Origin of the sequence: Rhodoferax sp. (genome assembly GCF_023701345.1) — a bacterium.
Taxonomy (GTDB): domain Bacteria; phylum Pseudomonadota; class Gammaproteobacteria; order Burkholderiales; family Burkholderiaceae_C; genus Rhodoferax.
On the sequence record NZ_JAMPXE010000026.1, the window covers coordinates 17,676 to 30,894 of the forward strand.

At 58.3% G+C, this 13,219-nt stretch carries 14 protein-coding genes; 7 read left to right on the plus strand and 7 right to left on the minus strand.

Annotated features, from left to right (window positions below):
* The first annotated feature begins 238 nt into the window (after positions 1-238).
* Positions 239-925, plus strand: a complete 687-nt coding sequence (locus NDI87_RS05625; RefSeq protein ID WP_296273825.1) for a hypothetical protein — start codon at positions 239-241, stop codon at positions 923-925.
* 657 nt (positions 926-1,582) lie between these two features.
* Positions 1,583-1,954 (plus strand): hypothetical protein, encoded by a 372-nt coding sequence (locus tag NDI87_RS05630; protein ID WP_296273826.1) that lies wholly within the window; start codon positions 1,583-1,585, stop codon positions 1,952-1,954.
* A 129-nt stretch (positions 1,955-2,083) separates the two neighbouring features.
* Here the strand turns inward: NDI87_RS05630 and NDI87_RS05635 are convergent, their stop codons facing one another.
* The 5 genes from NDI87_RS05635 to NDI87_RS05655 form a co-directional block, all read right to left on the minus strand.
* Positions 2,084-2,779 (minus strand): ABC transporter ATP-binding protein, encoded by a 696-nt coding sequence (locus NDI87_RS05635; protein ID WP_296273827.1) that lies wholly within the window; start codon positions 2,777-2,779, stop codon positions 2,084-2,086.
* On the minus strand, positions 2,779-3,552 hold the full coding sequence (locus tag NDI87_RS05640; RefSeq protein WP_296273828.1) for an ABC transporter ATP-binding protein: 774 nt from the start codon (positions 3,550-3,552) through the stop codon (positions 2,779-2,781). The genes NDI87_RS05635 and NDI87_RS05640 overlap by 1 nt, the downstream gene beginning before the upstream one ends.
* Positions 3,549-4,769 (minus strand): branched-chain amino acid ABC transporter permease, encoded by a 1,221-nt coding sequence (locus NDI87_RS05645; protein ID WP_296273829.1) that lies wholly within the window; start codon positions 4,767-4,769, stop codon positions 3,549-3,551. Before NDI87_RS05645 ends, NDI87_RS05640 begins: the two co-directional genes overlap by 4 nt.
* Positions 4,769-5,632 carry a branched-chain amino acid ABC transporter permease gene (locus tag NDI87_RS05650; RefSeq protein WP_296273830.1) on the minus strand — a complete coding sequence of 288 codons (864 nt, stop codon included), beginning with the start codon at positions 5,630-5,632 and terminating at the stop codon, positions 4,769-4,771. The genes NDI87_RS05645 and NDI87_RS05650 overlap by 1 nt, the downstream gene beginning before the upstream one ends.
* 103 nt (positions 5,633-5,735) lie before the next feature.
* Positions 5,736-8,171, minus strand: a complete 2,436-nt coding sequence (locus tag NDI87_RS05655; RefSeq protein WP_296273831.1) for a diguanylate cyclase — start codon at positions 8,169-8,171, stop codon at positions 5,736-5,738.
* 162 nt (positions 8,172-8,333) lie between these two features.
* Between NDI87_RS05655 and NDI87_RS05660 the strand changes: the two genes are divergently transcribed.
* The 5 genes from NDI87_RS05660 to NDI87_RS05680 are packed head-to-tail and all read left to right on the plus strand — an operon-like array spanning position 8,334 to position 11,919.
* Positions 8,334-9,821, plus strand: coding sequence for a protein adenylyltransferase SelO (locus tag NDI87_RS05660; protein ID WP_296273832.1), 1,488 nt, complete (start codon positions 8,334-8,336; stop codon positions 9,819-9,821).
* 30 nt (positions 9,822-9,851) lie between these two features.
* Positions 9,852-10,259 carry a peptide-methionine (R)-S-oxide reductase MsrB gene (msrB, locus tag NDI87_RS05665; RefSeq protein WP_296273833.1) on the plus strand — a complete coding sequence of 136 codons (408 nt, stop codon included), beginning with the start codon at positions 9,852-9,854 and terminating at the stop codon, positions 10,257-10,259.
* On the plus strand, positions 10,256-10,804 hold the full coding sequence (locus tag NDI87_RS05670) for a septation protein A (protein ID WP_296273834.1): 549 nt from the start codon (positions 10,256-10,258) through the stop codon (positions 10,802-10,804). The genes msrB and NDI87_RS05670 overlap by 4 nt, the downstream gene beginning before the upstream one ends.
* Positions 10,801-11,079 (plus strand): BolA family protein, encoded by a 279-nt coding sequence (locus NDI87_RS05675; protein WP_296273835.1) that lies wholly within the window; start codon positions 10,801-10,803, stop codon positions 11,077-11,079. The genes NDI87_RS05670 and NDI87_RS05675 overlap by 4 nt, the downstream gene beginning before the upstream one ends.
* A gap of 54 nt (positions 11,080-11,133) precedes the next feature.
* A complete protein-coding gene (locus NDI87_RS05680; RefSeq protein ID WP_296273836.1) occupies positions 11,134-11,919 on the plus strand; it encodes a peptidylprolyl isomerase in 786 nt (261 codons plus the stop codon).
* 46 nt (positions 11,920-11,965) lie between these two features.
* Here NDI87_RS05680 and NDI87_RS05685 read toward each other — a convergent pair whose 3' ends face one another.
* Both NDI87_RS05685 and NDI87_RS05690 read right to left on the minus strand, forming a co-directional pair.
* Entirely contained in the window at positions 11,966-12,703 is a 738-nt protein-coding gene (locus NDI87_RS05685; RefSeq protein ID WP_296273837.1) for a heparan-alpha-glucosaminide N-acetyltransferase, read from the minus strand.
* 30 nt (positions 12,704-12,733) lie between these two features.
* On the minus strand, positions 12,734-13,219 hold a 486-nt coding region (locus tag NDI87_RS05690), incomplete at its 5' end, for a LysR substrate-binding domain-containing protein (RefSeq protein WP_296273838.1).

Here is a 13,219-nt window from a genome sequence, read left to right on the forward strand (position 1 = left end):
ATTGATAGGCGATTTGGGTGGCAGGGGATGGGTTGGGGTGGCTGCCTCATACTGTCAAAGACCCAGCAATCGGCCGCCACACCAGCCTATCCCCTACTGGCGAACGCTGTGTGGATACGAACAGAAAAACAAAAATACAGGTACTAAGTCAATGTCGGGTTAGCAGAAAGCGGGCATTGTTTGCAGTCATCATAAAGTCAAGTGCGATGTATCATTAAATCTAACCATGGAGATGGAAATGCTTGATAAGTTGAAGGGTTGGGTACAGGGCGGATGGGCTCTACTTATGATCCTCGCGTTATTGATTGGGTTACTGTCCATTGTGCTCGGGGGACAGTCAGTGTTTGGAATGCTTGGCGGAGGCTCCCCAAACACCCCTGGAATCTGGATGCTCATCTTCATGGCGTTCATGTCTGGAGGTTTGTACCAGTCGTACACCGACGTCACTAATGCCCACAAAACAACCCATGTTGTCGATACCAAAGAAGGAGGAGTTCGCACTGGAATCGCCTTAGCAATTTTCTTCATCTCGATAATTCTAGGGACTGATTTTTTGGCAGTGTGGAGCATGACATGGTCGGAATTCATGCAAGCACTTCCCAATTCGCTCTTGGCAGTTGGTGCATACGTTGTGATCATCCAAGCACCATGGTCTGCATACGAAATGTCGGAAGCGCAGAAGCGAGCGCATCCAAAGAAGTATTTTACTCACTACTACCTTGAGACACGTCGAAATGACAGCGATACATGGGTAAGGTCCAGTAGCGAACCGCAGACCCACGAACATGCAATAGCTCAGATGTGGGAGACGCACAATTTCAACCCCCACATGCAGGCTCGCGTAATCAAAGAATCAATCTCCAATGAGGTTTGCGCAAGCCCAGACGAGATTTTCGGGCACCCCTCGTTGCACGGCTCGCGATGAGCGTTGACCGACCTTGGTTCACATTTGATGGTAGCGAAAATCACTACGTTAAATGTCATGGCTAAGTCGGGCTTCTACCGAACAGTGATAGTCGAGTCATTTGTTCCGACTGACACGACAGGCAGGCACGGCCTAGTACATATTCGCCCACTTCCAGGACAAGCGTTTGATTCAAGTCTCTTCGTCGCGTGTTCTAAGCGGCTGATGGACACGCGGCGCTACCCGCTCGGTACAAAATTCAAGCTGCAGACGAAACTGACAGATCGCTTGGGGGGAACACCATTTCTTTATGCTTACCATGGGGATCCAGATGTGGTGGTCTCGAACGAAGATGCAGAGGCAATCATTGGAGGGTTTGGACATAAACACATTTAACTGATCACTCGACTCGGACACGCATCAGCAGGAGACCGCTCCACGGCCTATGTTGCGCGCCGGTCAGCTTCAACATTCGACATCAAAGGAGACACATTGACTGCAATTGCATGCCTTGGATGGGGCTCTCTCGTCTGGGATCCAAGGGAACTCCCGATTCAGCGGCAGTGGTTCGATGACGGTCCGCTCATTCATGTCGAGTTTGCGAGACAGTCACAAGATGGACGAATCACTCTTGTTCTTACCGAGACTCTTAACCCAGTTCGCTCTTTGTGGGCGGTGATGAACGCTACCGATCTTTCCTCTGCCAGAACAGATCTTCGCAAACGCGAGGGAATCCTAGAAAAGAACGAGGCAAAGCATATTGGCACTTGGTCTACTGGTCAGCCATCTCCTGCGCTGATTTCCGGCCTCGCTCGGTGGGCTGATGCTCACGACGTAGCTTACGTTGTCTGGACCAATCTGCCGCCAAAGTTCAACGAAAACGAAACTACGCCTTCCGCCGAACAAGTTGTGAAATACCTCGGCGGACTCACGAGTGCCCAACGCGATGTAGCCAAACGTTACGTTCGTTCCACACCGAGGCAGATTGACACAGAATACCGTCGCCGCATCGAAGCTGCGCTGCAATGGACAGCACTCGATGCACCGTAGCGACAGCAATGTGGAAAGTCGAAGGGCTGCTGGCAGTCTGAACTCGTAATCCGCCACCGCATCGAAACCCGTTAATGAGGATGACTACGTTAGCGGGCGCAGGCCTCATCCGCTCAGGACACCATCCATTCACACCTCCAGCCACTCTTTGCGGATGGCGCTGGCCTGGCGCAGATCTTCCGGCGTGCCTTCAAAGACCACGCTGCCATGGCCCATCACGTAGCAGCGGTCGGACACGTCCAGGGCAATCGTCAGCTTTTGCTCGATCAGCAGCACCGCGATACCGCGCGCCTTGAGTTGCCTGAGGAATTGCCCCACCCCTTCGACCAGCCTGGGCGCCAGGCCTTCGGTGGGCTCGTCGATGATGATCAGGTCGGGGTCGCCCATCAGGCTGCGGCACAGGGTCAGCATTTGCTGCTCGCCGCCTGACAGCACGCCGGCCTCGGTATGTTGGCGCGCTTGCAGTTGCGGGAACAAACGGTACATGTCGTCCATCGTCCAGCGGCCCGTTTTGTGGCTGTGTTTTTGACCCAACCACAAGTTTTGCGCCACTGTCAGCGTGGGGAAAATGTCACGGCTCTCGGGCACGTAGCCCAGGCCCGATTGGGCGATCTCGAAGGTTTTTTTGCCCAGCATCTGCCGCCCCTGCCAAAGCAGCGAACCCTGTGCCTCGACCAGTCCCATGATGGCTTTGGCCGTGGTCGAACGACCCGAGCCGTTGCGCCCCAGCAGCGCCACAATTTCACCCGCCCCCACCTGCAGCGAGACACCATGCAGCACATGGCTTTTGCCGTAGAAGGCGTGCAGTTGTTCAACTTTCAGCATCACACAAACCCCGCCTGCGTCGCCGTCGAGCCCAAGTAGGCTTTCTGCACCTGCGCGTTGGCACGCACCGCCTCCGGGGTGTCAAAAGCCAGCAATTCGCCATACACCAGCACGGCAATTTTGTCGGCCAGGTCAAACACCACGCCCATGTCGTGCTCCACCATCAACAGGGTTTTGCCTTCGGTGGCATGCCTGATCAGGTGGATGAAACGGCTGGTCTCGGACTGGCTCATGCCGGCGGTGGGCTCGTCGAGCAAGATCACATTGGCACCGCTGGCGATGGTGATACCCACCTCCAGCGCGCGTTGCTCTGCATAACTCAGGTGCATGGCCTGGGTGTCGCGCTGCTTGTCCAGGTGCACACTTTCCATCACGGCTTGCGTCTGCGCATTGGCATTGTCCAGACCCGCCAGGAATTTCAGAAACGTGTACTTGTAGCCCAGGCGCCAGAGCACGCCGCAGCGCAGGTTGTCAAACACGCTGAGCGTGGGAAAGATGTTGCTGATCTGAAAACTGCGCGACAAGCCCATGCGGTTGATCTGGTACGGCTGCTTGCCGTCAATGCGGCTGCCATTGAGCAGAATCTGGCCCTTTGTGGGCGCAAAGCGGCCACTGATCAGGTTGAACAGGGTCGACTTACCCGCACCATTGGGGCCGATGATGCCGACACGCTCGCCCGCTTTGACGGCCAGGCTGATGCCGCGGATGATGTCGGTTTTGCCAAAGCTTTTGTGCAGATCCTGCAACACCAGGGCATCAGCAGGCTGGGTCATGACGCCTCCGGAAGTTTGATGTCCTGCACAAACTGGCGCCGGCACAACGCAAACAGTCCCAGGCCGGTCAGCATGACCAAGCCCGAACCAATCCAGCTGTCGAACCCTTTGACATTGAGCGTGATCCCGATAAAAGACAACTCGGGGCCCAGTGCTGCGTCCAGTTGCAAGTGGTAAACCATTTCCAGCAGGGCGGCTGCACCCGCCAGGGAGAGCAGCCCGGTCAGCCACAGCGCCAGATAACTCACCCACAGTCGCCTTGAAAAACCATGCCTGGCCAGCCGCAGGTTCGCCATGATGAGCGAGGCCACGCCACCCGGCGCAACCATCACCATCACGATGAAGATCAGCCCCAGATACAGCAGCCAGGCCTGGGTCAGCCCGGACAGCAGCACAAACGCCAGCACCATCAAAATGGCGCCAATGATGGGGCCAAAAAAGAACGTGGTGCCACCCAGAAAGGTGAACAGCAGGTAAGCGCCCGAACGGTGACCGCTCAGCACTTCGGAGGTCACGATCTCAAAATTGAGCGCCGCCAAGCCCCCTGAAATTCCGGCAAAAAATGCGGCGATCACAAACGCCAGGTAGCGCACCATCTGTGGGTTGTAACCGACAAAGGCGACCCGCTCCGGGTTGTCACGCACTGCATTCAACATGCGCCCGAGCGGTGTGCGGGTAAAGGCATACATGAGTGCTGTGCAGACAAAGGTGTAAGCGGCAATCAGGTAATACAGCTCGATTTGCGGGCCAAAGCTGATGCCGAAGACCGGGCTGCCCGCCACCCGGTTGCCCGATACCCCGGCCTCGCCGCCAAAAAACCCGGGGAACATCAGTGCCATGGCCCACACCAGTTCACCCATGCCCAAGGTAATCATGGCAAACGGCGTGGCGGCTTTTTTGGTCGTGATCCAGCCCAGCACCCCGGCCAGCGCCAGGCTGGCAAAGCCGCCCACCAGAGGGATCAGGCTCACCGGCAGCGCCAAACCATCACTGACCCGATTCAGCGTGTGAATGGCCAGAAACGCGCCCATGCCCGAATACACCGCATGGCCAAAACTGAGCATGCCGCCCTGCCCCAGCAGCATGTTGTAACTCAGACAGACAATGATGGCGATACCCATCTGGCAGAGCAGTGTCTGGCTCAGGCTGCTGGTAAAAATCATGGGCGCCAGCGCCAGCAAAAGCGCGTACAGGCTCCACACCACGGTGCGCGCCATCAGTCGCCCCGCGCGCCCAGCAAACCCCGGGGCCGGAAAACCAGCACCAGCACCATCAACATATAGGGCAGGATCGGCGCCACCGACACGTTCAGGCCCACGGCAAAGGTCTGCATCAGGCCAATCAGCAGCGAAGCCAGAAATGCCCCGCCCAACGAGCCGATGCCACCCACCACCACCACCACAAAAATAATGCCGCCCACCGCCGTGGCCATGCCCGGCTCGGTGACAAACGCATTGCCGCCCAGCACGCCCGCCAGACCTGCCAGCGCGCAGCCGCCACCAAACACCCACATGAACACACGCGGCACGTTGTGCCCCAGCGCCTCGACCATGCCGGGGTGCGTCAAAGCCGCCTGGATCACCAACCCGACGCGGCTGCGCGTCAACAGCAGCCACAGGGCGGCCAGCATCAGCAAGGCCACCCCCATCATGAAGGCGCGGTAGAGCGGGAACTGGGTGTCAAACAGCGTCAGCAAGGGGCCACCCAGTGCCACCGGCACGCGGTAATCCACCGAACTGCGGCCCCACACCAGTTGTACCCCTTCCAGAATGAGGTAACTCATGCCAAAGGTGATCAGCAGCTCGGCCACATGGCCGAACCGGTGCACCCGGCGCAGCACAAAGCGTTCAAACAGGACACCAAGACCACCCACCATCAACGGCGCCAGTACCAAGGCCGGCCAGAAGCCCAGCCACTCGGTCACGCTGTAGCCAAAGTAGGCGCCCAGCATGTAAAACGAGGCATGGGCAAAGTTGAGCACGCCCATCATGCTGAAGATCAGCGTCAGCCCCGAGCTCAGCATGAACAGCAGCAGCCCGTAGCTAAGACCGTTGAGTAGTGAAATGGTGAAGAATGCCATGCAGGATTTAAAAGGTCGTCACTGCCGTGCTTTGTTCGCAATAACAGCAAGTTTTGTCAGCGAAGAACTGCCGACGGGTACGCATCGTACCGCCAAACAGCCATCATCCAGGCATGGCAAACAAGGCAAAGAAGTCCCGGTCGGACTGCAACATGTGGCCCGCCACCAGTTCGGCTACCAGGAACTTGATCAATTGACCCTCGGCACCGGTTTTTTCAGGAACTTCATGCAACTGCTGGTGCAGCGCCCTGGCACTTGTCAACAGTGCCTGATGCTGGTCCATATGGCGTTCCAGATCGGCAAACCCGAGCTCTCGCAAAATAGCTTCCTCATGGGAAAAATGCGCCACCGTGTGCTTGAACAGCGCATCATAGGCAGCCTCAAACGCCTGCGGTTCCTGATGCCGCAAAACCACCTTGTCGAGCAGCGTATTGGCCAGCCGGAACAATGTTTCATGCTCCTCATCAAGGACAGCATGACCACTATTGAACGCGTCTTTCCAACGCAGGTGGACGTAAGAGGTCGAAGCGGCGGGCTCTGCCTCGCGGGCCGACTCTGCGACGATCGGCAAACACAGGTAAACCGCATTGCGGCCGCTTTTTTTGGCCTGGTACATGGCCTCGTCACCCAGGCGCAACAGGTCTTTCTCGGTCGCGCCATGGTCCGGGTACAAGGCCACACCGATGCTCGATGAAATACTCAACACCATGCCCTTGTCGGTCACGAACTCCTGAGCCAGCGCATGGCGTATTTTTTCGGCCACCAGCACCGAGACCTCGCTGTTTTGCTGGTCAGACAGCAACACGACAAACTCGTCCCCCCCCATGCGCGCAGCGGTATCCGAGACACGCAGGCAGCCCTGAATGCGCTGCGCAACAGCCTGCAACACCCAATCGCCCACCTCGTGGCCCAGTTCATCGTTGATGGGCTTGAACTTGTCCAGATCAATAAATAACAGTGCCAGACGGGTGTTGGTGCGGCGCGCACGCATCACCTGTTGCGACAAGCGCTCCAGCGCCAAACGCCGATTGGGCAAGGCGGTCAGCGGGTCACGAAAAGCCAGTTCACGCACCTGTTGCGCCATCTGGGTGCGCTCGGTAATGTCTTCCAGCGATACCACTGCCGCCAGTCGGTCTTCACCCTGCAGCGGCGTCACGCTCATGCTGAGCCAGCGCTGCTGCTGCGGAGAATGGGAAGCGTATTCAAGGTAGAACCGGGGTATGTGCCCAGCCAGTACCGCCCGGATGCCGTCCTGCGCCGTCATGCTGTCTCGCGTGATGGCATCAGCTTCCATGAGCTGGCACGCCGCCAGAAAATTGGTCCCGACATTCATGTCCGGGCTGTTTTGCCGTGATCCCCCAACGCCGTCTATTTCATTGCGCTGCCAGGCTTCATTCACTTTCACAATCACACCGTCATGGTCCAGCACGGCAATTTCTGCATCCACCGAGTTGAGCACCGACTGATTGAACAATTCCCGTTGCTTCAAGACTTTTTGCTGCTGCGCCAGGGTATCCAGCAGTCGATTAAAACCACCCACCAGTTGTCCCACTTCGTCGTTCAGCACCACGGGCAGGGCTTGTGGTGCCTGGTTTTTGCGCACAAAGCCGTCCATGGTATTGACGGCCGCGGTCATGGGCGCCAACTGGCGGCGCAGCATCAACCAGATCAAGGCCAGGCAAAGCAGGAGCAACGCCAAACCCGCCAGCCTGGCGCGTGGCTTGATGGTCTCGATCAAGGAAAAAGTTTCTTCAGGCGGGAGCGTGACCGCAGCGTACCAATGGGCCAGGGGAATTTGTTGAACGCTGACCAGCAGATCACCGTCTTTCGGATCAATCACCCGTGCCGTGCCCTCAAATCCCTGAATGAAGCGATCTATTGACGGGCTCACACCAGGCGCCGGCAACATTTCAAGCAAGCGCGTCGGCTCGGACGCGGCAAAAATCAGTCTTTGGCCTGCATCCACCAGGAAAAAATTACCGGTCTTGCCGTAGCGATGCGAGGTCAATTGACTCAAAAAGTTGGCCTGATCCAGCCGCACCACACCGGCCAAAGCGCCGAGCACATCGCCCGCAGGGCCGCGCACGGGCACAGCCATGGCAAACGAGGCCGTTTTCAGCTTGTTGTTGACCTGCATCTGGCCAATCACCACCTGCCCGTCCTGAAGCACCCGCGCCAACTCCTGCTGCGCAATGACTGGCGTGACCAGCGCATCCGGCAAAAACTGCACATCGGCCTGCAGCACCCCTTGCCGGTTCCATAACCTGGCACCGCCATTGAACGGTCCGGCCAGAAACGACTGCTCCTGCAAAAAAGCCTGCAACGCTGCCGGGTCCTGCTGCATGTTTGGCGACACTCGCAAGGACAGCGTTTCGAGAATGTCAAGCCGCTCGCGCAGACCAAGATTGACCTCGGAGGACAACAAACTCAAAGCCGAACGCTGTTGCTGACCGGTATAAAGCAGCAATTCTTCACGCAACAAACGCTTGCTGTAGAAAGCCAACAGCAGAAAGCTCAGCACCACGATGAGCAGTGTCATCAACGTGACACGGGTTTTGAGAGATTGCGGTAAGAAACGGTGGGACAACATTAAATGGGAAGGTTCCTGCCGACAAAGAAAAAGTAACTGGATGTTACGGGATAAATCGGCTGGATGCCCCTGCAACCATTGGGCTTGAGCACGGCACGACACAATTCAGCCATGAACACCTTGCTCCAGCCTTTCCAAATCAGCCATACCGGCCTGGTTTGGAATAACCATTTCCAACGCCTGGGGCCTGATTTTTACACCGCACTGGCTCCGCAAGGCATGCCGGCACCCTACTGGGTCGGCCGCTCTTTGGCGGTGGCGGAGATGCTGGGCTTGCCAGCCGGGCAACTGCAGTCCGATGCACTACTGCAGGCACTGGCGGGCAACCAGCCCATCAGCGGCAGCCAGCCGCTGGCCAGTGTCTACAGCGGTCACCAGTTTGGCCACTGGGCCGGGCAGCTCGGCGACGGCCGGGCCTGTCTGCTGGGTGAGGTCAACGGACTGGAAGTGCAGCTTAAAGGCTCCGGCCTGACACCCTACTCGCGCATGGGCGATGGCCGTGCCGTGTTGCGCAGCAGCATTCGCGAATTCTTGTGCAGTGAAGCCATGCACGCCCTGGGCATCCCGACCACGCGCGCCCTGTGCGTGGTCGGCTCCGACGAAGAAGTAGCCCGCGAATCCCTGGAAACCGCAGCCGTGGTCACACGCGTGGCTACCAGCTTTATCCGTTTTGGCCATTTTGAGCACTTTGCCGCGCGCAACCAGATAGCACAGCTCAAAACACTGGCCGACTATGTGATCGCACGTTATTACCCGGATTGCCAGAGCGCCAGCCTGCTTGCCGCCAACCCTTATGCCAATTTGCTGATGCAGGTAACCGAACGCACCGCCGTGATGGTGGCGCACTGGCAGGCGGTGGGCTTTTGCCATGGTGTCATGAACACCGACAACATGAGCATGTTGGGCCTGACCATCGACTACGGGCCATTTCAGTTCCTTGATGCCTATGACCCCGGCCACATCTGCAACCACACCGACCGCGGCGGCCGCTACGCTTTTGACCGCCAGCCCGACATCGCCCACTGGAACCTCTATGCGCTGGCGCAGGCGCTGATGCCCTTGATCGAAGACCAGGCCCTCGCCCTGCAGGCGCTGGACACCTTCAAATCGGTGTTTGAGCGCACCTGGCTGCAATTGATGTGCGCCAAATTGGGCTTGACCGGGAACGGCGCTGGCACCGATATCGACCACACCTTGCTGCAGGACCTGCTGGCGTTGCTGGCGCAAGACCGGGTCGACTACACGCTGTTCTGGCGCCGGTTGAGTCAGGCCGTCGCCAGCCAGCAGTTTGCGCCGGTGCGCGACCTGTTTCTGGACACAGCGGCCTGGGATGCCTGGCTGCTGCGTTATGCAGAGCGCCTCGTTGGTGAGAATCAGAACCAGGCGGCGGCATTGATGCTCAAAACCAACCCCAAGTATGTGCTGCGCAACTACCTCGGCGAGCTGGCCATCGAAGCCGCCAAAGGCAAGGATTTCTCGATGGTCGCCAATTTGCTGACCCTGCTGGAGCGCCCTTTCGACGAGCACCCCGCGTTCGAGACTTATGCCGGCCTGCCCCCCGATTGGGCCAGCCGGATCGAGATCAGTTGCAGTTCCTGAACACCCCGATACATTTCAAGCGAGACCGTCATGCCCTTCAAAATCCAGAAAACCGATGCCGAGTGGCAAGCCATCCTGCAAGCCAAAGGCGCCGAACCGGTGGCTTACCAGGTCACACGCCATGCCGCCACCGAGCGGCCGTTCAGTGGCAAGTACGAGGCGCACCAGGCCGACGGCAGCTACCACTGCATTTGTTGCGACGCCAAACTGTTTGATTCCAGCACCAAGTTCAACGCGCATTGCGGCTGGCCCAGTTTTTCATTGGCGATCCCGGGTGCCATCCAGGAGATCACCGATCGCAGCCTGGGCATGACCCGGGTCGAAACAGTGTGTGCCCAATGCGGCGCGCACCTGGGCCATGTCTTTGACGACGGTCCCGCGCCCACCGGCCTGCGCTATTGCATGAACTCGGCTTCGTTAAACTTCACCCCTACATGAAAATACTGATCGACTTTTTCCCCATTCTGCTGTTCTTCGGCGCCTACAAGTTTTACGACATCTACATTGGCACCGGCGTGCTGATGGCGGCCACCGTGCTGCAAATGGCGCTGATCTACGGCATTGACCGCAAGCTGCAGGCCCTGCACAAAATAACGCTGGGGCTGGTGCTGGCGTTTGGCACACTCACGCTGGTGCTGCACGACGACCGTTTCATCAAATGGAAACCCACCGTACTTTACGCGGCCATGGCGATTGCGCTGGCGCTGGCGGTCTGGATTTACAAGAAGAATTTCCTGAAAATATTGCTGGGCAGCCAAATGACTCTGCCCGAGCCGGTGTGGATGCGCCTGAACATCCTATGGATCGGCTACAGCGCCTTCATGGCGCTCATCAACGCCTATGTGGCGGCCTACTACAGCACCGAAGCCTGGGTCAACTTCAAGCTCTGGGGCTACGCCTTCCCGCTGGTCTTCATAGTCGGCCAGGGGTTTTATATTTCACGCTATCTGGTGGCTGACGACACCAAAACCCCCACACCATGAACCAAGCCCCTACCGCCGAGCAACTGCAGCAGCGCCTGCAACAAGTCCTGCAACCGAGTCAACTCGAGGTGATCGACGAGAGCCACCAGCACCACGGCCATGCCGGCGCCAACGGCACCGGCTTTGGCAGCCACTTCAGGGTGCGCATCACGGCTGGGGCTTTTGCCGGCAAGTCCGCCGTGGCACGGCACCGGCTTGTGTATGATGCGCTCCAAGATTTCATGGACCAGGGCTTGCACGCCCTGGCCATTGAAGCCCAAACACCAAAAGTCTGACGGCCACGGTCGAAAATTTCGCTTTTCTCTTTAAATTATTTGCAGGAAATTTGCATGAAAAATAAACTGGTATCAGGTCTTGCCTTGGCCGCCTTTCTGGGCGGTATGTCTGCCGCGGCTGTGGCACAAAATGTGGCCATTGTCAACGGCAAGGCCGTCCCCCTGACACGCGTCGATGCCTTGAGCCAACAAGTGGCGCGCTCTGGCCGCCCGGTCACGCCAGAGATCCAGCAGCAGATCAAAGACGAAGTGATCGCCCGCGAAATCTTCATGCAGGAAGCCAAAAAATTAAGTCTGGACACCACGGCCGACTTCAAAAACCAGATGGAACTGGCGCGCCAGACCATCCTGATCCGTGAACTGTTCGCCAATTACCAAAAAACCAATCCGGTCACCGATGCCGACATCCAGGCCGAATACGACAAGTTTGCAGCGGCCAATGGAGGCAAAGAGTACCGCGCCAGTCACATTCTGGTTGAAAAGGAAGCAGATGCCAAGGCCATCATTGCCCAGCTCAAAAAAGGTGGCAAGTTTGAAGAAATCGCCAAAAAATCAAGCAAGGATCCAGGCTCCGGCGCCAAGGGTGGCGACCTGGACTGGGCGCCTGCAGGCAACTATGTGGCCGAATTTGCCACCGCCTTGACAACCTTGACCAAAGGCCAGTTGACCGAGACCCCGGTCAAGTCCCAATTCGGCTTCCACATCATCCGCCTGGATGACGTGCGCGATGCCCAATTGCCCAAGCTCGAAGAGGTCAAACCACAAGTGTCGCAACAACTGCAACAGCAAAAGCTGACCCAATATCAGGAAGACCTGCGCAAAAAAGCCAAGATTGAATAAACCAGTCGCTTTGTGACTCCTGAAAGCCGGATTCGCTCCGGCTTTTTTATTTGAAAAACCAGCTCACTCCGCCCACCAGCGCAATCAGCACAGGCTGGTGCAGCAGGTAATAGCTCAGGCTCCAGCGACCCAGCCCGGCCAGGGCTTGCGGCATGGGCCGCGCCAGCCAGCCGGGCTGCTGTTTCAAAAGCCAGGCACCGACTGCCGCCCCCCACCACATCACACCCAGCCAGGGAAACAACGGCACATAGTCTTCGGTGACCGGTTTCTGGCTGATCCAGCCCAACCAGTTCCAGCGCATGCTGTTAAAAGCATCGGCCCATGGCGCCAACGGCCCGGACTGCAGCAGGTGCTCAAAGATGAATTTGGATACGATAGCCAGGGCGCCCAGTAACCATAACCACCGTCCCCAGCGGGCGGTGAGACGCACCAAGATCAGCATCAGCGCCAGACCGTGCAGCACGCCAAAATAAATGAAGCTGTTGGGAAACATCAGCCAGGAGCCCGCCGTAACCAGCAGCGCGCCCCCTGCCACCTGAGCCCAGCGCTGCCAGAAGCGCGGCCAGCTTTGCCCCTGCGCCGTGGCCATGGCCTGGCCCATGCCGGCGCACAGCAAAAACAGGCTGACGATCAGGGTGCGCTGCCAGGTCCAGAACGGGTCGCGGTAGACGTCCTGCGTGACCAGCTTGAAGTAGTTCAAGTCAAAAACCAGATGAAACCCCGTCATCCAGAGCATGGCCAGGCCGCGCATGGCATCCAGGGTGTCAAAACGTTGGTTTTTCATGCGGCGAGTGTATTCAACCGGGAATGTCCATTAGGCAGTGCTTTGCAGTGACAGCGCCAACTCCTCGCGAAGCCAGGCGCGAAACACCTGCAACGGCGGCCACGCCTCAAGCTCGGGAGGAAACACACACCAGTAGGCGTAGGCCGTGGCATCGGGCAAAGCCCAGGGCGACAGGCGTACCAACCGCCCTTCACGTAGCGCATCAGCCGCCAGCACCTCGCGCGCCAGCCCGATGCCAATGTCCTGTTCCACAGCCTGAAGCATCAGGCCTGAGTCATTGAACGTGGCCACCGGGTTGACCCCCACCCGGCTGCATCCCAGCGCAAACCAGCGCTCCCACAGCTTGACACTGCCGAGCAGGGGCTCATCGGCCAGCGCCTCCGTACTGCGTCCGTGCAAGCGACGTGCAGCAGCGGGTGATCCCAGCGCAATCAGCGGCGAATCAATCAGCTGCTCGGCCTGCAGACCGCGCCACGGGCCAGCCCCCTGGCGCAGTGCCACATGAAAACCTTCACG

Bases quoted from the DNA above. Each gene is read 5' to 3' on its own strand.
- NDI87_RS05660 (WP_296273832.1), top strand. From the start codon at position 8,334: ATGAACACCTTGCTCCAGCCTTTCCAAATCAGCCATACCGGCCTGGTT.
- NDI87_RS05675 (WP_296273835.1), top strand. From the start codon at position 10,801: ATGAACCAAGCCCCTACCGCCGAGCAACTGCAGCAGCGCCTGCAACAA.
- NDI87_RS05670 (WP_296273834.1), top strand. From the start codon at position 10,256: ATGAAAATACTGATCGACTTTTTCCCCATTCTGCTGTTCTTCGGCGCC.
- NDI87_RS05625 (WP_296273825.1), top strand. From the start codon at position 239: ATGCTTGATAAGTTGAAGGGTTGGGTACAGGGCGGATGGGCTCTACTT.
- NDI87_RS05630 (WP_296273826.1), top strand. From the start codon at position 1,583: ATGAACGCTACCGATCTTTCCTCTGCCAGAACAGATCTTCGCAAACGC.
- NDI87_RS05640 (WP_296273828.1), bottom strand. From the start codon at position 3,552: ATGACCCAGCCTGCTGATGCCCTGGTGTTGCAGGATCTGCACAAAAGC.
- NDI87_RS05655 (WP_296273831.1), bottom strand. From the start codon at position 8,171: ATGACACTGCTCATCGTGGTGCTGAGCTTTCTGCTGTTGGCTTTCTAC.
- NDI87_RS05685 (WP_296273837.1), bottom strand. From the start codon at position 12,703: ATGAAAAACCAACGTTTTGACACCCTGGATGCCATGCGCGGCCTGGCC.
- NDI87_RS05650 (WP_296273830.1), bottom strand. From the start codon at position 5,632: ATGGCATTCTTCACCATTTCACTACTCAACGGTCTTAGCTACGGGCTG.
- NDI87_RS05680 (WP_296273836.1), top strand. From the start codon at position 11,134: ATGAAAAATAAACTGGTATCAGGTCTTGCCTTGGCCGCCTTTCTGGGC.
- NDI87_RS05635 (WP_296273827.1), bottom strand. From the start codon at position 2,779: ATGCTGAAAGTTGAACAACTGCACGCCTTCTACGGCAAAAGCCATGTG.
- NDI87_RS05645 (WP_296273829.1), bottom strand. From the start codon at position 4,769: ATGGCGCGCACCGTGGTGTGGAGCCTGTACGCGCTTTTGCTGGCGCTG.
- msrB (WP_296273833.1), top strand. From the start codon at position 9,852: ATGCCCTTCAAAATCCAGAAAACCGATGCCGAGTGGCAAGCCATCCTG.